Source organism: Pantoea latae (assembly GCF_002077695.1).
Classification (GTDB): domain Bacteria; phylum Pseudomonadota; class Gammaproteobacteria; order Enterobacterales; family Enterobacteriaceae; genus Pantoea; species Pantoea latae.
Genome location: NZ_MWUE01000033.1, coordinates 173,896 through 191,784, shown reverse-complemented (window position 1 = coordinate 191,784; position 17,889 = coordinate 173,896). Strand labels below are relative to the sequence as shown.

The following is a 17,889-nucleotide window of genomic DNA, read 5'->3' as shown; positions in this document are numbered from 1 at the left end:
GCTATAGTCGGTCGCGATGTCGGGACGAAAGCAGGAGAAAAAGGTGCACGACCAGATGGAGAAACAGGGTTCACAGGTCATTGCGCGCGCGGCGCAGATATTGCGTGCGCTGGAGAGTCAGCCGCAGGGCATGTCGATAACGGCGCTGGCGAAGCAGACCGGGTTGCCGCGCACCACGGTGCATCGCCTGGTGATCTCCCTTGAATCGCAGCAGCTGCTGACGGCCACCGAGCAGGGCGTGCGGCTGGGCCCCGCGCTGACCCGACTCGCCGCGTCGGCGCATACCGATATCGTAGCGCTGTCGCGTCCGGCGATGGAGTCGCTGGGACGCCGAACCCGCGAAACGGTGGATCTCAGCGTCTATCGCGGCACGCACGCTATTCTGGTGAGCCAGTTCGCTTCCGATCGCGAGCTACGCGTGATGTCGCCGCTGGGCACTGCTTTTCCCTGTCACTGTACCGCTCACGGCAAAGCGCTGTGGGCCACGCTGCCCGAGGCGCAGATCGCCGCGCTACTGGGCGAGCAGCCGGAAGCGCGCACGCCACAGACGATTAATTCGCTGCCGGCGCTGGCAGAGGAGCTTGCTGTCGTTCGCCAGCGTCACTACGCCATCGATCGTGAAGAACATGCGCGCGGCGTGTGCGGCATCGCCGTCACGCTCGCCAGCCCGCTGAATGAGCGCTACGCCCTCTCGCTTGCCGTTCCGGCGTTACGTTTCGATGAGCAGCTAGCGACACTGCTGCCTGCGCTGTTGCAGAGCAAGGCGGAAATTGAGTCGTTGCTTAATCTGTGACCGCGCAGCAGATTACAGTGAATGGGGAGTTTTGCTGATTACAGTGAATGTTCTGGCGGTTCTGTTTAATCTGACGTTCACCCGCTTACTGATTACAGTCAATCTGGCCCATTGCTCAGTAAATCAGCACTCTTTCAGCGCTATTGTTTACGGCGCGAGCGATTGCCGCACGAATTTTGATCAAAGCTGGCAACCGCAAAGCATTCACTGTAATCAGTAAACGCCTGTCGCCGTCAGAGAAGGGTAAAGGCTGTAACGGGAAAAGGGATTAGCGCCAGGCATAGCTGGCGATTTCAGGCTGAAACGCTTAAAAATCAAGGGACTTAACCTTAAGCCCCTCGCGGCTGTTACCAGCCTGTTTTTTCCATGTCGATAACAAAGCGATACTTCACATCGCCCTTCAGCATGCGGGCAAAGGCTGTTTCGATCTCTTCGCCAGCAATCATTTCAACATCGGCGGTGATGTTATGTAGGCCGCAAAAATCGAGCATCTCCTGGGTTTCGCGGATGCTGCCGATTGAAGTGCCGCTGATGCTTAGTCGACGGAAAACCATCGGCGTCACGTTCGGCGACGGATGCGGTTGATCGGGAATGCCCACCAGCACCAGCTGACCGTTGGTTTTCAGCGTGGCCAGGTAGGGGTCGAGATCGTGCGGCGCGGCGACGCAGTCAAGAATGATATCCAGCGAGGTCTGACACGCCGCCATCTGCTGCGCATCGCGCGAGACCACGACCCGACTGGCGCCCAGCCGCCGCGCATCTTCGCCTTTCTCCGGCGAGGTGGTGAAGAGCGTGACCTCTGCGCCCAGCGCACTCGCCAGCTTAACCGCCATATGCCCCAGACCGCCCAGGCCGACCACGCCCACTTTGTCCCCTGGCTTGACGTTGTAATGACGCAGCGGGGACCAGACGGTGACGCCCGCGCAGAGCAGCGGCGCTACCGCTTTCAAATCGAGATTTTGCGGCACGGAGACCACAAAGTGCTGATCGCTGATCAGGTGCTGGGCATAACCGCCAAAAGTCGTGGTGCCGCTGTATTTGTCCGTGCCGTTATAGGTCGGCGTGAAGCCCGCCTCGCAGTACTGCTCTTCCTGCTGCTGGCAGAAATGACACTGCCCGCAGGAATCGACCATTACGCCAACGCCGACAATATCACCGGTCTTAAACGTGGTGACGCTGCTGCCTGTGGCTTCGACGCGGCCGACAATCTCATGGCCCGGCACCAGCGGATAGCGGCTGACGCCCCACTCATTGCGCGCCATATGCAGATCGGAATGGCATACGCCACAGTACATAATGGCGATCTTAACGTCGTTCGGCTGTAGCTCGCGCAGTTCAACCTGACCCACGGTCAGCGGTTGTGTCGCCTGTTGAGCGACCAGTGCGTTAATTTTCATCTTTTCCTCCTGATGTCTGCCTGCAGCGGCAACGAAAGCGGCCCACTATAGACATCAGGGCACGTTATTGGTAGTAGTTACCTTTTGGTTACCATTAAGGAAACGCGTGCTATGCCTGCCTGGGTTGACGGAAAGCTGATGTTCTTTGCCGATTCGCCGCCGCGTCGGCTGCTGGATCTGTTTGCGGTCAAGTGGAGCACCATGGTTCTGCATGCGCTTTATCACTGGCCTGAGCAGCACGCGCGCACCGGCGAGCTACAGCGCAGCCTGCAGGGCATCTCAAAAAAAATGCTGGTGCAGACGCTGCGCGAGCTGGAGCAGCGCGGACTGGTGTCGCGCAAGGTATTTGAAGTGGTGCCGCCTAAGGTGGAGTATGCGCTGACGCCGCTGGGCAAAACCTTTGCCGCGCCGATTGAGCAGATGTATCAGTGGGGGCTGGAGAATCAAAGCGCGCTTGATGAGATGGAGCGCCATCTTCACGCCGCGCGGCGGCAGCAAGAGAACTAATGTGTTATTCCGGCTGCGGCGCAGCCGGAACAGGCAGGCGTTTAGCCAAAAGGAAACTCACGCGCCAGCACGCGGGCGATCACGTTTAACGCGCCATCTTCGTTATTGCTTTCGGTTTTATAACGCGCCACGGCGCGCACCGGCTCGACGGCGTTGGCCATCGCGAAGCTAAACCAGGCCTGGCGCAACATCTCCAGATCGTTGGCGCTGTCGCCGATAGCCACCACCTCACAGTCGCTTATGCCCCACTTCTCCTGCAGCAGCGCAATGCCGTGCGCTTTATGACAACCGGGGATAATCAGATCGATAAAACCATAGCCGCTGGAGACTGGATGCATAATGTTTTCGATCTCGCCCAGCTGGTTGTGCAGCCGCGCCATCAGCGCATCGACGCCTTCGTGCGCCAGGTTCAGGGAAAACTTAAAAATAGTGTCGTCGATAGTGTAGAGATCGTCGCGTTTTTCCAGGCGAGCGTAGTGGTTGGAGAGCAGGCTGACCACCTCATCAGAGGCGGAGGCGTGGATATAGGCGCCGTTGCGGCCGCAGACCACCGTGCTGATATCGGGCTCTTTAGCCAGGATATCCAGCACCTGATGCACGCGCGACTGCGCCAGTTCGCCGCAGAAGATCTCTTCATTGCTGTCTGACACCCAGGCGCCATTCTCCGCGACGAAGGCGATCTCATCTTTAATTTCCGGAAAGTAACGCTGCAGCTGGTAGTACTGATTGCCGCTGGCGACCACGAAACGGATGCCTTTCTCTTTTAACAGCGCGTACTGCCGCAAAAAACGCTGCGCGTTGTACTCCTTGTTATCGTCGAGAAAGGTGCCATCCATATCCACCGCAATCATCTTTACCGCCATTGTCATCTCCTTGCTAAGGCTGTTGTGCCAGTGTGGCCCGGTTCATGGGTAAAGCTTACCCGCAGTGTGGATTAATGAGAATTCTAATAATACGAATGTTCAGGGCTTTCGGAGCTTTCCTGACAGAGTGTGCTCGCTGTCACGAAATCCAGGGTTGCTTTGCGCTATCTTAGCGGCTTAAACTTACGAACGAAACACATTTTAGTTACATATGAAGAACACTTACCCGCCTGCGGAGGCCAGCATGACCCTACAGACTCAGGCTACGCCGTTACCAGAAAATATTAGCGTAGCGATTCGCACCTTTAAACAGCAGCTGCGTCAGCAAATCGGCGATGTCGACGCGCTGTTCGCCCGCATTAGTCAGCATATCGAAAGCGCCATTGCGGAAGCGAAAGCTGAAGAGCGCCAGTTCGGCACAGCGTGGCCGGTCGTCGAACACAGCGATATCGCCAGCGGTCGGGTTTCAAATGAAACCCTGGCGCGCATCAAGCGACGCGGCTGCGTGGTGGTCAAGAAGCAGTTCCCGCGCGAGCAGGCGCTGGCGTGGGACCAGTCGCTGCTTGATTATCTCGACCTTAACGACTTCGACGCCCAGTATCGCGGACCTGGCGACAACTTCTTCGGCAGCCTGGAAGCGTCGCGCCCGGAGATTTTCCCGATCTACTGGTCACAGGCGCAGATGCAGGCGCGTCAGAGCGACGCCACGACGCAGGTGCAGTCGTTTCTCAACCGCCTGTGGCGTTTCTCTTCCCAGGGCAAGCAGTGGTTTGATCCAGACGTCAGCATTATCTATCCCGACCGCATTCGTCGCCGTCCGCCCGGCACCACCTCGAACGGTCTGGGCGCGCACACCGACTCCGGCGCGCTGGAGCGCTGGCTACTGCCCGCCTATCAACAGGTGTTCGCCGCTATTTTCCACGGCGACACAGAGGCCTACGATCCCTGGGATGCGGCGTGGCGCACCGAGGTGAACGAGTATGACGTGCCGGATACCACCAAATGCTCGGCGTTTCGCACCTTCCAGGGCTGGACCGCGCTGTCAGATATGCTTGCCGGACAGGGACTGCTGCACGTCGTGCCGGTGCCGGAAGCGATGGCCTATATTCTGCTGCGTCCGCTGCTCGACGACGTGCCGGAGGATGAGCTGTGCGGCGTGGCGCCGGGCAAGGTGCTGCCCGTCAGCGCAAAATGGCATCCGCTGCTGATCGACGGCCTCTGCTCTATTCCGCCGCTGGAAGCAGGCGACTCGGTGTGGTGGCATTGCGATGTGATCCACTCTTTTGCGCCGGTTGAAAATCAGCAGGGCTGGGGCAACGTGATGTATATTCCCGCCGCGCCGATGTGTGCGAAAAACCGCGCCTGCGTGCAGCAGGTCGCCGAGGCGCTGGCGCTGGGCCGCTCGCCGGCCGATTTCCCGCCGGAAGACTATGAAACAGGCTGGCGCGATCGTTTTACCCTGGACGATCTTAACGACAACGGCCGCCGCGCGCTCGGTCTGGTCTGAACATCGCCGCGCAGCGTCCCCTGCGCGGCGCCTCTCTGCTACACTGGCGCCACCCTTTTCTGATAAACGGCTCGCATGAACGCTCGTCATCAACAGATCATCCAACTCGTTAATATGCGCGGCAGCGTCACGGTCAGCGAACTGGCCCAGCTGACTGGCGTCTCCGAAGTGACCATTCGCCAGGATCTTAATCTGCTGGAGCGTGACCATTTTCTGCGGCGCGTCCACGGTTCGGCGCTGGCGCTGGACAGCGATAACGTCGGTATGCGCATGCATACGCGCTATGAACTCAAGCAGGCGCTGGCCAGTCACGCCGCTGGCCTGATTGAAAGCGGCGAAACGGTGTTTATCGAAGGCGGTAGCAGTAACGCGTTGCTGGCGCGTCTGCTGGCCGATCGCGCCGATATTACGGTGGTAACCGTCAGCCATTTTATCGCCCATCTGCTGAAAGACGCGGCGTGCGACGTGATCGTGCCGGGCGGGCTGTTGCAAAAGAGCAGCCAGTCGATGGTCGGCCCGTTAACGCGCCACTGTATTCAGCAGATACACTTTCATAAGGCATTTATCGGCGTGGACGGCTGGCAGGCGGAAACCGGATTTACCGGTCGCAATATGCTGCGCTGCGACGTCGTTGACGCGGTGCTGGCGAAGAACGCGCCCACCTGGGCGCTGACAGACGCGTCCAAATTTGGTCAGATCCATCCCTATCCGCTGTCGCCGGTTTATCAGGTTAAACAGGTGATTACCGACAGCAGCCTGCGCGCCGAAACGCTCCGGCTGCTGGAAGAGCAGGAGGTGGCGGTGACGTGCGTGGCGCAGCCCTGAGCGGCGCCTCACATTTTCATATGATCGATCAGCGCCCGTAGTTTAGGCGCCAGATTTTTCCGGCTGGGGAAGTAGAGATAGAACCCAGCGAATGCAGGCAAATACGCGTCCAGCAGCGGGATTAATTCCCCGCGCGCGACCCAGGGTTGCCAGGTCTCCTCCAGCCCGATAGCGATGCCGCCGCCTGCGCAGGCGGTGCGGATCATCACCCCCATATCGTTGGTATTCAGCTGCGCGTTGACCGCGACGTCGAATGCCCTGCCCTGTTCCTCAAACTCCCAGCGATAGGCCGCCACGCCCGGCTCGCGTCGCCAGCCGATACAGCAGTGCTGCAACAACTCGTCAGGATGCTGCGGCGCGCCTCGACGCGCCAGATAGGCGGGCGATGCCACCACCATCTGGCGCTGGTGACGCGATACTGGCACCGCGATCATATCCTGAGCGATGATTTCGCCCAGCCGAACGCCGGCATCATAACCCTGCTGCACAATATCGAACTCTCTATCGGTCACGGTGATATCCAGCTCAATCTGTGGATAGCGCGTGATAAATTCCGCCAGCAGTTCGCCGTTGAGAAAACGTTCCGCGATAGAAGAGACCGCCAGGCGCAGCATGCCACGCGGTTCGCCTGCCAGCGCGGTAATGTCGATCACGGCCTGATTGAGCTGCGCTATTGCCGGCGCCACCTCGGCGTAGAGCCTTTCGCCCGCCTCGGTAAGGCTCAGGCTGCGAGTGGTGCGCTGTATCAGCGAGATTTGCAGCCTGTCCTCCAGCCGCCGCAGCGTCTGGCTAATCGCCGGGCGCGTTACGCCCAGTTTCTCCGACGCCACGCGGAAATTACGCGTTTGCACCAGCGTGACGAACACCTCAAGCGCATTTTTATCCAGCATCATTGGTTAGTCTCAGTGACCAGTCAGGTAAGGCATAGATGGATTCTCTTTATAGTCCAGCAGGCCTAAGATCGCCAGACAGCTAACCACAGAGGTGACACCATGAGTGATAAAGTGATTTTAATTACCGGCGCATCCAGCGGTATCGGCGCTGGCATTGCGCGCGAGCTGGCCGCAAGCGGCGCAAGGCTGCTGCTCGGCGCGCGCCGCGTCGATCGCCTGCAGGCGCTGGCGGCGGAACTGGAACAGCAGGGCGCCGAGGTGGCGGTCGCCGCGCTTGAGGTGACGTCACGCGCCTCCGTTCAGCAGTTTGCTGATGTCGCACTGGAGAGATGGGGGCGTATCGACGTGATGATCAACAATGCGGGCGTCATGCCGCTGTCGCCGCTGGCGTCGCTGAAGGTAGACGAGTGGGATCAGATGGTGGACGTTAATATCAAAGGCGTGCTGTATGGCATTGCCGCCGTGCTGCCGCCCATGCTGGCGCGCGAGACGGGCCATATTATCAATATCGCTTCTATCGGCGCGCTGAGCGTGTCGCCGACCGCGGCCGTATACTGCGCCACCAAGTTTGCGGTACGCGCCATCTCCGACGGTTTACGGCAGGAGAATACCCAGCTGCGCGTCACCTGTATTCATCCCGGCGTGGTGGAGAGCGAGCTGGCGAAAACCATCACCGATCCCGCTGCTGCCGCGCTGATGGACGATTACCGCGCTATTGCGCTACAGCCGGCCGCTATTGGTCGCGCGGTGCGCTTCGCCATCGAACAGCCTGATGATGTCGACGTGAGCGAAATTGTGGTGCGCCCTACCCGCTCGCCTTACTAATCTCATCTCTGCGCCCACAAAAAAGGCTGCCTTGCGGCAGCCTTTTCTGGCACGTCCCTGTACGACCATCCGTTATTTATAGAGTTCAGCGGTCATATACACGCCGTTGTCGGCGCGGGCGCTGGTAATTTTATAGCCTGAAGCGCCTTCAGCCTGGGCTTTCGCTGCAATATGCGCTTCGGCGCTATCCAGCGTGCTGCCGTGTGCAGAGATGCTCTGCGCGGCAAAGCTGCCGAATGAGATCATAGAGAGTGCAGCGACGGCGGCGATAGCGAATGTTTTTACGTTTTTCATGGTCAAAATCCTTCTTTTGTTAGTGCGAGGCAACATGCCTTCGATGAAAGATATAATAACCTAAGTTACTATTATCAGACTAACAAAAAGTGCGATTTAGATCACACTGGACTGTTCACGGCAGAAGAGCCTGACAGCCGAAGCCGTCAGGGTTTTTTTATGCCTCAAGAGACCTGATTAACGGCCAGCGCGCCTGCGGATAGAGTGAGAGCCGCACGTTGAATAGATGGAATAACGGCGCATAGAAACCGCTATCACGCTGCGCCAGCGCTTCCAGCGCCAGTATCAGCCTGTTCAGCTCCTCAAGCAGCGCCTCATGCGGCTGGGTCGGCAAAAGCCGGATACGGTTTTTCAGGAAGATACGCAGCTCGCCGAAGAAGCGATCGCTGCTAAGTCCCTGCTCCGCCAGCTGCGCCTGATGACGTGCATAGAAGTCATAACAGTTGGCGCCTAACCATGCCTCGGTGATTAGGTTACCGCCTGCGGCAAGCTCCGCATCGCTGTCGATGCGTTTGCGAGGCAGAATAACGTTAACCTTGTCCAGGGTTCGTGCCACGAACTGCTGGCGCATCAACAGCGACGCGCTGTTCAACTCCACAGCCGTAATAAACTGCAGCAGCTCTCTTATTCCTTTGCGCAGCGCGCGCTTCGCTGTCCAGGCGGGACGCTTGTTGCGAATCACTGCCGTCACCAACACCGCCGCAGCGATGCCGGTCAGCGTCGACAGAGAAGCATTCACTATAAGCAGCAGGTTGGGTTTGAAATCGTGACTCATGCCGATCAGGCCAGGAATTTGCGTCGCCACAATCAGGCCAATTAAATTAGTAGAAGGGTTAGCAATCACCAGGCCCAGTAGCATTAACCCTGGCGCCAGGCAAAGCACCAGTGATTCAAAAGAGGTCGCTTCCGGAATCAGTAAGGTGACATAGAGCATACTGATGAAGATGGCCGCCACCACGCCCTTGAGAAATATCTTCATCGGCGCAAGCGGACTGTCCATTGCGGCAAAGAAGGAGCAAAGCACGGCTGCCATCATTGGTGCGGTGGAGCCGTCTACCCAGCCGCTGCCGATCCAGAAAAGCGACGTCAGGAAAGTAGCGAGAAAAGCGGTTAAGCAGGAGAGAAGCAGCATCCCTTTATCGACATGCTTGTGACTGCGCGCGACCTTGCCGGGCTTAGCGCTCGGCGTCAGCTCGCTGACGCGATCGCCCACGGTCTGATACGCTTCGGCAATGCGGACAAAGTTTAGCAGCCGCTCCAGTAAACCCGTCAGCAGTAGACTCTCTTCGATATTCATCTTGCCGCTTTCCCAGCTTTCTCTAAGCTGCTGCTGCGCTGCCGCCAGACTCTCTTTTATCGCGCGCGTCTCTGCCCCATGCTCCGTGCTGTTTAACCAGCGCAAGAATTGCTGAAAGGTCTGCGCAACCTGTTCAGGAAAGGTGATCTGCTGCTCCGCCAGTAGACTGAGGCGCGCTTCGATGGCGGTCAGCGTCGGGATCAGGTAGGAGAGATGCTGATACTGAACGCTGACCAGACGGATCAGTCGGCGCGCCGCTTCGCCTTCATAGACGCAATGGGTAATAAGCGTTTCGACATTGAGCGGATAGTTCGCCATCTGGATCAGGATATCTTCACGCTCCAGCGACTTCTCTTTAGGTATCGCCGTCATCAGCTCCGCGCAGAGTTTTCTGGCATTCTGATACCAGATGCTGACGCTCTGCTCCAGCATATTGCTCATCGAGACCGGCATAAAAAGCCTGTGCACCAGGCTACTGCACAGTATTGCCACGCTGATCTCTTCAATACGCGAAATCACGGTATAGGTAATTTCGGTCGGCGCTGTCACGTCGGGAAATCCCATTATCGCCGCGCTGTAGCCGGCCAGCATAAAGACATAGCTTTTTGGCGTACGATCGTGCAGCGACAGATAAAGACACAGCGCTACCCACAGCGAGATGCAGAGGCTGAAGAGCATGGGGTCCTGCACGGTGGCGGGATAGATCAGCAAGACAAATAGCCCGCCCAGTATCGTCCCTAAAAAACGGAATACCGATTTAGAAATCGTGGAGGCAGAATAGAGTTGCGATGCGACATAGACGGTGGTCAGCGACCAGGCGGGTTTATCAAGATTAAGTTCTAATGCGATATAGAGCGCTAAAAACGCGGCCACGCAGGTTTTGCCCGAGAAGAGCAGCGCGCTTTTTGAAAACCACTTCATACAGTGAATGGACCTCAGACAGGCATTTTTGCCGGTATCCTGGCAGAAGGTACTGCGGAATGCTCTTTGATTATTACTACAAATTATTAACGTGCTAACTATTCTTACTGAGTATAAGCAAAGTTAATTCGTTATTTATTGGTTATATATTTGATTTGGTAAGGTTGGCAAAAAAACAGGAGAGAATAAATTGAAAGCTAACCGCCATCTTCTCAGCGCGCTGGCGCTTGCATTAGGATCTGTTGCCAGCGTAGCGCTCGCCGCACCGCAAACTGTTAATATCGGCTATCAGAAAGCCAATATCTTCGCCCTGCTTAAATACCGCGGCACGCTGGAAACCGAATTTAAAAAAGAGGGGATTACTGTCCGCTGGGTTGAGTTTCCAGCGGGACCGCAGATGCTCGAAGGCCTTAACGTTGGCAGCATCGATTTAGCAGCGACCGGCGATGCGCCGCCCGCGTTTGCTCAGGCGGCAAAAGCCGATCTGGTCTATCTCGGTCACTCGCCTGCCAACCCTAAAACAGAAGCCATTGTCGTTCCCGCCGCCTCCTCTGTTCACAGCGTTAAAGATCTTAAGGGCAAACGCGTTGCCCTGAATAAAGGCTCTGACGTTAACTATCTGCTGATTGCCGCGCTTGAAGAGGCTGGCCTGACCTATCATGACATCACCCCCGTCTACTTACCTCCTGCTGATGCGCGCGCGGCGTTTCAGAAAGGAGCAGTGGATGCGTGGGTCATTTGGGATCCTTATCTGGCAGAAGTTGAAGCCAGCACAGGCGCAAGGCAGGTACGCAATGCTGAAGGGCTAGTGCCGCATTACACCTTCTATCTGGCCAGTCGTAAGTTTGCAGATGGCGAACCGGAGACGGCCAAAAAGGTGCTTGCTGAGCTTGGCGCGTTAAGTGACTGGGCGAACCATCATCAGGATGAGGCGGCGGCTATTCTGGCGACCTCTACCGGTCTGGATAAAGCCATCTGGCAAACCACGCTGACGCGTCTGCCCTATGGTGCAGAGCGCATGACGGATAAAGTCTTTACCGAGCAACAGACGCTGGCAGATACCTTTTCCCGAGTAAAATTATTGCCGGTTAAGATTGACGTTCGCTCTGCAACCTGGTCGGCTGATAAAAAATAATGGCTTACAGGCTTAGTAAACCGATGCGTTTGTAGCAGCGATTATGCTGGCGATTTCACCCTGAAATTCTTAACGAAAACAGATTTATTTCAATAAGTTAAGAGTGAAATCGCCGTGGAGAAGATTTTATGTTTTTAAGAGCACTTGCACTGCCTGACCCTTTTTATCAATCTTCCAGCTAACGTTATCAGAGAGAAACCAGCAGTGAAATCGTGGCGATTTCAGGCTGAAATTTATTTAGAAGATGCTTAGAAACAGGCAGTTAGGCTTGAAATCGGGCTGGCGAAAGGGGAGTAAAAAAATCCGGATAGCGCGCTATCCGGATGGTATTGTCACTGCTCGCCAAGGTATTGTCGCAGCGTCTCAGCAATCACTCTGTCCAGCTCTTCCTGCAGTTCTTTCGACTGACGATTGAACTCATAGCTAAACATACGGCCGCGCGTTTTCTTACGGGCAAAGCGGTCTTTATCCCCAAAGGTCCAGAGGTTCTCAGATACCGTTTTATCTTTTGCTGGCGTCTCGATCAGCGTCTGGCTGCCGTTGCGCACCAGTCGAAGAATATGGTTTTTAACCTCATCCTCAGCCAGCCCCTCACGCGCGCATACGCTATCAACATCCATGGAGATGGTTTCAATTAATCTGTCGACCGCTTGCCCTGTCTCAGTGAGCTTATCCGCTGCCATCAACAGCGCCTTGTAGTCGGGATAGGTCAGTTCTGAATGGTTGGGGAACAGCGAGATCAGTTCTGCCGGCACGCTGGCGGCCTGTAGCGCACGCGTCACTTTCGCCTGCGACAGCCCCTGATTTTCTGCGATCTCTTTTTGCGACAGGCCGCCATTTTTTAGCGACAGCAGACGAAGTCCCACTTCACGCAGGTTATGTTCGCGCGCGGTCTGAATATCCTGCGCCAGCCTACGCGCCTCGTCGGTGGTAATGGCCGTTTCGGAAACCAGAATATCAAGACCGGTTTTACAGTAGAGTGCCGCGGCGCGTCGGCGGGAACCGTCGAGGATCTCAATGCGTCCGTCTCGCTTAACGCCGATAGCCGGGAAGAATTGCTGAAGTTTGATGGTGCGAATAATGTCGCGCAGGGAATCGGGCGTCAGCCCAGCCTGATCGCGGCCATTGGTTTCCAGCACCACAAACGTTTTCTCTGCTAACTCTTTCGCCTCAATTCTTTCCAGACGGAAAACGGCGCGTTTGCCAGTAGACAGAACAAAAGTTTGTGTTGGCGATTCTTGTGACTCTTCAGTCTGAACGGGCGTCTGGCTGAAGGTTCTGCCGATAGTAATTCTTTTTGCACTCATAACGACCTCAGTTCAGGCGAATAAATTCAATACGGTCAAAAACCGCTTTCGCAAAATCTTCCGCAGCCGAGCGCGCATTTTTTAATGCCTCGCTACTGCCGACGTAGGTAGAGGGATTAGCCGAGATAACGGTATCGAACGACTCCCCGCAGCGCTCAAAACCATCAAGGCGCGGCAGAGCGGCATCCAGCATATCGCCACCGAAGATCTCTTTTGCCAGGCTGTGACAGAGCTTATGGTCTGCTTTGTTAGAGAGCTTCGACATAAAGCCGATATTGCCCTGCAGGCGGCAGGCGGCGCCCGACTGCTCAATAATGTCGATCAGCTCTGGCAGGCGCGTCAGATATTTGAGAGTGGAATGAAAATCGACCTGGGCCGGCGGCACGGGCGTCATCAGCAAATCAGAAGCGGCGATAGCGTTTTTCAAAAATGCATCGAGGTGGGGACCGCTGTCGATAAAGATAAAGTCATAATCTTTTTTCAGCTTCGCGATAACGTTGTCATAGAGTACGGCGTGCACGTTCTGCCCAGACAGATGCTCCGCGCAAAGTTCATCCCAGCGAGAGGCGATAAAGGCGTCGTCGATTGACGCGGGAAGTACATCGACGCCAGGAATAATGGAGGGCACGATAAACTCTTTCAGCAACTCTTCGCGGCTGACGTTTTGCAACATCGCCTGAGCAGCTGTCGCTTCGACCAGCCCAACTGAGCGTTCATGATTGAGGAACATGGTGGCGGAGGACTGAGGATCGAGATCGATCACCAGAATACGCAAATCTTCAAAAAGCAGATGAGGATGCGCGCGCAGGGCGTGAGCCAGAGAGACCGTGGAAACGGTTTTCGATACGCCGCCTTTTAGGTTGCCAACGAAGATTGTATAGGCTTCTGCATGACGGTCGCGGTATTTAGGCACCCCGCGATGATGGTAAATATCAACGATATTTTCAATCGACATGGCGTACTTGGTTGAGCTGCCTGCTGCACGCTTGTCGAACTGATAGCCGCTTTCTTCCATTTCATTAACGGCATAGTCAACGCTGGCGCGCGTGAGCTTTGGCAGTTTCGCTAAAGCGGCTTTGGCATAAACCTGGTAGAAGGTGTTCTCATGCAGTTCTTCTTTCTGCGCCTGAATCTGTTCCGTCAGGCTCAACAGCATTCTCTCTGACCGCTGCGCGACCTTGAGAACCTGCTTTTCATCATTAGCCATACTTGCTCCACACATGTAGGATTTATGACTTTATACATAAATCCTGCATATAGGGCAAGAAAATATCTTTTAGACCAAATCAGATGACGTTCTAAAAATGGCTGACGTGATAACAGCTTGTTGCTTGTGTTCACTGTAATCAGTAGACCATCGTCCGGTCATGTCTGCTCGCTCATTCACTGTAATCAGTGCATCGTTCACTGTAGTCAGTGAATGTGCCCGCTTTAGCTCCGGGCATACTGGCTAATGGTCAGTTTAAACCAGACCGGCTGTTGCTAACGTTCACTATACTCAGTAACGCAAAGCGGAAGTGTTCACTGTAATCAGTATTGCCAGCCATAAACGGCTGAAATAACACCAACGTTCACTATAAACAGTAAGCAAAGGGGCTCTGTCAGGCAGAAATTCACTGTAATCAGTAAGAGATTCACAGTAGTCAGTAGAAGAGGGGCAAACATTCACTGTAATCAGTAGCGGTTGTCTGACAAAGGAAGGAGACAGAGCGGTAATCGGAATAGCCGGGACGTTCACTGTAATCAGTAAGCCTCGCCAGAAAGAAACCCGTTCGGTAACGTTCACTGTAATCAGTAAAAAGCGATTCACTGCGCCCAATTGATGCGGACTAAGGTGACATGCTGGGCGCAGGCAGCCGTGAAAGGGCAGGGCGCGGGCATAAGATTCACTGTAATCAGTAACGCTGAGATTAAGAGGAGAGTTTACCCGCCCAGGTCATTAACATTCACTGTAATCAGTAGATGGCAGGTAGGGCTGGCTTGTATGAATGCATAAACAGAGTGAAACAGGCTGATTACGTTCACTGTAATCAGCACAGGCGGATGCAAAGTAGTCACAGTGGCGCATATTCGTTCTAAGTTTCACTGTAATCGGCAAAAAGGGGCGTTGCGGTAGGCGATATCGGGCTTTGCCTCTAACTGTTCACTGTAATCAGCAGAAAACGGATGCGACCATCAGAATACAACATAAAAAATATATAATTCAATTAGTTAAGCAATAATGTTCACTGTAATCAGCAAAACGCCAGTCTGGTAAATTCACTGTAATCAGCAAAATCAGGGGCAGAGCTGCGCCCGAGAATATTCACTGTAATCAGTGTAGACCGCATCAAAGGGATTGCAAGAAGGAGGCCAGTAAAGTGAGCAGGCGCTTACTTACATGTAACTTGCTGTATTTAAACGATTTTTAATAAGTGAGAACTAAAGTTCCCTGGAAAAGAGCAGCAGGCGTAGCTGATTACAGTGAACGTTACTCCTTACAGTGAACGTCAGCCCGTGCTGAATACAGTGAATCTCAAGGGGAGAGCCGCTGCCACTTTACCCGCTAAAGCAGCAGCGCCGCAGAGGACGCGCAGATCACAGTGAACGTGACCTGTTAATCATCAAAATCGATTTCGTCGAGCGAGTCGATGCTCTCCAGATTGCTGATTCCGTCCAGTTTTGGCGTGCGGCTGTGAATGATAAAGAAGACCGAACGTCCGCGCTTAACCTCTGAATAATCGAGATAACCGATCTCTTTCAGCTGCTCCATCGCCCGACGAACGACATGGTTTTGCGTGGTCGTTTTGGAGCCGAGGTTTAAACGCATCCGCAGGCGCGCCAGCGAGATGGGCGCGGGATTGGTAGGCAGGCTTTCAAGGAAGGTGTAGAGCGCCTGTGCAGACTCTTTACGCTTGAGCCGGGAAATAGCGCGTAGCTGCAGCAGCACCTTGTGATCGAAGTTATAGAGTTCAAACAGCTTGGGATCGGCCTGGATCCGCACCACGTCCTTTTCACGATCGTAGTAAGCAGACTGCACAAGGTGCGTGTGGTATGCCTTGCCGTTGCCTTCAAAGGAGAGCGTATTCGTGGCGATACGTCGCAAAGAGGCGTCCAGCCTTTTACGCAATGCCGCTGACGAGTTAGCGGAAGGAATACCACACATCTTAACGAAATCGATAAAGGGCAGGGTAACCGTATCGCCTTTGGTGGGATAGCGAGAAAACGACTGAATAATCCCGGCCCAGGTTTTGAAATCGTTATCCATATCCAGCCTCGCGCCGGTAATGGTAATCTTCTCGTAACCCTCGGCTTTTACCAGCGAGAGGTTTTTTAGCTCTTTCGTCGCATCCGTTGAAGCCATTGCGCCTGACTTACCGCGCGCCGTCGATTTAAGTGTCGGGACAAACAGTCCCAGACGCATTAACGCGACGGGCTGAACAGTATTGTTCTTGTTGGGATGAAGCTGAATAACTTCACCGCTGTTTTTGGTCACCGACAGAAAAGGTTCAAGCAACCCTTTGTTTTCACTCTCTTTATCTGCCATGGCATTAGATCTTCATTCTGTGGATGAAAAGGATCGTTTTCTGACTACAGTGAACACTATCACTGTTTATAGTGAACATTCTACAGTGTATAGTGAATAAAGTACTGATTACAGTGAACTCTTTACTGATTATAGTGAACGCGATCACCTTCTCAGCCCTTGTGGGGTGCGGCCTGCGACGATCGGGGATCTCTTAGGATCTCTTTTAGATCTCTTTATGATCGTTTATTAGGATCTTCTCACTGTATATGTGGATAACGATCGAAGCCGCACAAAATTATCTGGCCAGAACCTGTTCGCTACCCCCAATCACTAAATCCATCGCATTCATAATATGAAAACAACTTGCTCACTATTATTCATTTTTCATCACGAATGCAGAGGCGTAGGGTAAGCGCATATTCATCACGCATATTGAGAGGCACTATGACCGATTACGCTGTTTCAAAAAATCCCGCCAATGGTGAAATTCTGGCGCAATATCCGATGCAGTCGCTGGCTGAGCTGGATAGCGTGCTGGCAAGCAGCGCGGCCGCATTTAACCAGTGGCGCAACAGTGATATGGCGCTGCGCGTTAAGGTTCTGCGTCAGCTTGCTGAGCAGCTGCGTCAGCGAGAGCCTGAGCTGTCGCGCATGATCACGCAGGAAATGGGTAAACCGATCGCTCAGGCGCGCGCTGAGATCCTCAAATGCGCCACGCTGAGCGACTGGTACGCTGAGCACGGTCCCGCCATGCTGGACGATCAGCCTACGCAGGTACCGGATGCCTGGCAGCGCTTTAAGCCGATCGGCACCATTCTGGCCGTTATGCCGTGGAACTTTCCGTTCTGGCAGGTGCTGCGCGGCGCTGTCGGTATGCTGCTCGCAGGCAACACCTATGTTCTCAAGCACGCGCCAAACGTAATGGGCAGCGCGACCTTAATGGCTGAGCTGTTCGGCGCAACGGATCTGCCGGCAGGCGCTTTCGCTTCTGTCAACGTCGATAACGAGGGCGTTTCTGCGGCGATTAAGGATCCGCGTATCGCCGCTGTCGCCGTAACCGGCAGCGTGCGCGCTGGCGCCGCCATCGCCGCACAGGCGGGTGCTGCCCTGAAAAAAACCGTGCTGGAGCTGGGCGGATCGGATCCGTTTATTGTACTGGCCGATGCCGATCTGGATGAAGCGGTCAAATCTGCGGTGATCGGGCGCTATCAGAACACCGGACAGGTCTGCATGGCCGCCAAGCGTTTTATCGTTGAAGCAGCGATCGCAGAAGAATTCGAAGCGCGCTTTTGCGCGGCGGTGCAGGCGTTAACCATGGGCGATCCGCTGGATGAGAAAAACTTTCTCGGTCCGATGGCGCGTTTCGATCTGCGCGATGAGCTGCACAATCAGGTGGAACAGTCACTGCGCGAAGGCGCACGTCTGGTGCTGGGCGGCGAAAAAATCGCAGGCGAAGGGAATTACTATGCGCCGACGATCCTGTCAAACGTCACGCCGCAGATGACGGCGTTCCGCGAGGAGTTGTTTGGCCCGGTCGCAGCTATCGCTATCGCGCGCGACGCCGATCATGCGCTGGCTATCGCCAATGACAGCGAATTTGGCCTGAGCGCCACCGTCTGGACCGCCGACAGCGCGACGGCTGACCGTCTGGCCGATCAAATTGAAACCGGCGCGGTGTTTATCAACGGCAACGGCGCCTCCGATCCGCGCGTTACCATCGGTGGCGTCAAGAAGAGCGGATACGGCCGTGAGCTCTCCCATTTCGGCGTGCACGAGTTCTGCAACATTCAGACGGTGTGGAAAAACCGCCGCTAAGG

At 55.1% G+C, this 17,889-nt stretch carries 15 protein-coding genes; 7 read left to right on the top strand and 8 right to left on the bottom strand.

What is annotated here, in order from left to right; genetic code table 11:
• The first annotated feature begins 43 nt into the window (after positions 1-43).
• Positions 44-793, top strand: coding sequence for an IclR family transcriptional regulator (locus B2J69_RS20745; RefSeq protein WP_330847891.1), 750 nt, complete (start codon positions 44-46; stop codon positions 791-793).
• Positions 794-1,140: 347 nt separating this feature from the next.
• On the opposite strand, the gene B2J69_RS20740 is transcribed toward B2J69_RS20745, so the two are convergent.
• Positions 1,141-2,190: an NAD(P)-dependent alcohol dehydrogenase gene (locus B2J69_RS20740; RefSeq protein WP_081141915.1), complete on the bottom strand. Its 1,050-nt coding sequence runs from the start codon at positions 2,188-2,190 to the stop codon at positions 1,141-1,143.
• A gap of 111 nt (positions 2,191-2,301) precedes the next feature.
• Between B2J69_RS20740 and B2J69_RS20735 the strand changes: the two genes are divergently transcribed.
• Positions 2,302-2,697 (top strand): winged helix-turn-helix transcriptional regulator, encoded by a 396-nt coding sequence (locus B2J69_RS20735; RefSeq protein ID WP_081141913.1) that lies wholly within the window; start codon positions 2,302-2,304, stop codon positions 2,695-2,697.
• A gap of 41 nt (positions 2,698-2,738) precedes the next feature.
• On the opposite strand, the gene B2J69_RS20730 is transcribed toward B2J69_RS20735, so the two are convergent.
• The gene (locus B2J69_RS20730; protein ID WP_081141911.1) at positions 2,739-3,560 is read right to left on the bottom strand and encodes a Cof-type HAD-IIB family hydrolase; all 822 of its coding nucleotides are present in this window, start codon (positions 3,558-3,560) and stop codon (positions 2,739-2,741) included.
• Between the two features lie 244 nt (positions 3,561-3,804).
• Between B2J69_RS20730 and B2J69_RS20725 the strand changes: the two genes are divergently transcribed.
• Complete coding sequence (locus B2J69_RS20725; RefSeq protein WP_081141909.1) at positions 3,805-5,067, top strand: DUF1479 domain-containing protein; 1,263 nt, start codon at positions 3,805-3,807, stop codon at positions 5,065-5,067.
• A gap of 75 nt (positions 5,068-5,142) precedes the next feature.
• The gene (locus tag B2J69_RS20720; RefSeq protein WP_081141907.1) at positions 5,143-5,892 is read left to right on the top strand and encodes a DeoR/GlpR family DNA-binding transcription regulator; all 750 of its coding nucleotides are present in this window, start codon (positions 5,143-5,145) and stop codon (positions 5,890-5,892) included.
• 8 nt (positions 5,893-5,900) lie between these two features.
• Here the strand turns inward: B2J69_RS20720 and B2J69_RS20715 are convergent, their stop codons facing one another.
• Positions 5,901-6,785 carry a LysR family transcriptional regulator gene (locus B2J69_RS20715; RefSeq protein ID WP_081141905.1) on the bottom strand — a complete coding sequence of 295 codons (885 nt, stop codon included), beginning with the start codon at positions 6,783-6,785 and terminating at the stop codon, positions 5,901-5,903.
• Between the two features lie 99 nt (positions 6,786-6,884).
• Between B2J69_RS20715 and B2J69_RS20710 the strand changes: the two genes are divergently transcribed.
• A complete protein-coding gene (locus B2J69_RS20710) occupies positions 6,885-7,610 on the top strand; it encodes an SDR family oxidoreductase (RefSeq protein ID WP_081141903.1) in 726 nt (241 codons plus the stop codon).
• Positions 7,611-7,682: 72 nt separating this feature from the next.
• Here the strand turns inward: B2J69_RS20710 and B2J69_RS20705 are convergent, their stop codons facing one another.
• Together B2J69_RS20705 and B2J69_RS20700 are read right to left on the bottom strand one after the other, a co-directional pair.
• Entirely contained in the window at positions 7,683-7,904 is a 222-nt protein-coding gene (locus B2J69_RS20705) for a YdgH/BhsA/McbA-like domain containing protein (RefSeq protein ID WP_081141901.1), read from the bottom strand.
• 157 nt (positions 7,905-8,061) lie between these two features.
• Positions 8,062-10,122: an FUSC family protein gene (locus B2J69_RS20700; protein ID WP_081141899.1), complete on the bottom strand. Its 2,061-nt coding sequence runs from the start codon at positions 10,120-10,122 to the stop codon at positions 8,062-8,064.
• Positions 10,123-10,342: 220 nt separating this feature from the next.
• Here B2J69_RS20700 and B2J69_RS20695 point away from each other — a divergent pair, with 220 nt between their 5' ends.
• Positions 10,343-11,257, top strand: a complete 915-nt coding sequence (locus B2J69_RS20695; protein WP_162287549.1) for a sulfonate ABC transporter substrate-binding protein — start codon at positions 10,343-10,345, stop codon at positions 11,255-11,257.
• A gap of 332 nt (positions 11,258-11,589) precedes the next feature.
• Here B2J69_RS20695 and B2J69_RS20690 read toward each other — a convergent pair whose 3' ends face one another.
• From B2J69_RS20690 to B2J69_RS20680, 3 genes are all read right to left on the bottom strand, one after another.
• The gene (locus tag B2J69_RS20690) at positions 11,590-12,564 is read right to left on the bottom strand and encodes a ParB family protein (RefSeq protein WP_081141895.1); all 975 of its coding nucleotides are present in this window, start codon (positions 12,562-12,564) and stop codon (positions 11,590-11,592) included.
• Positions 12,565-12,571: 7 nt separating this feature from the next.
• The gene (locus B2J69_RS20685; RefSeq protein ID WP_081141893.1) at positions 12,572-13,771 is read right to left on the bottom strand and encodes an AAA family ATPase; all 1,200 of its coding nucleotides are present in this window, start codon (positions 13,769-13,771) and stop codon (positions 12,572-12,574) included.
• Between the two features lie 1,389 nt (positions 13,772-15,160).
• Entirely contained in the window at positions 15,161-16,090 is a 930-nt protein-coding gene (locus B2J69_RS20680; RefSeq protein WP_081141891.1) for a RepB family plasmid replication initiator protein, read from the bottom strand.
• Positions 16,091-16,516: 426 nt separating this feature from the next.
• Here B2J69_RS20680 and B2J69_RS20675 point away from each other — a divergent pair, with 426 nt between their 5' ends.
• Positions 16,517-17,887 carry an aldehyde dehydrogenase family protein gene (locus tag B2J69_RS20675; RefSeq protein WP_081141889.1) on the top strand — a complete coding sequence of 457 codons (1,371 nt, stop codon included), beginning with the start codon at positions 16,517-16,519 and terminating at the stop codon, positions 17,885-17,887.
• The last annotated feature ends 2 nt before the right edge of the window (positions 17,888-17,889 follow it).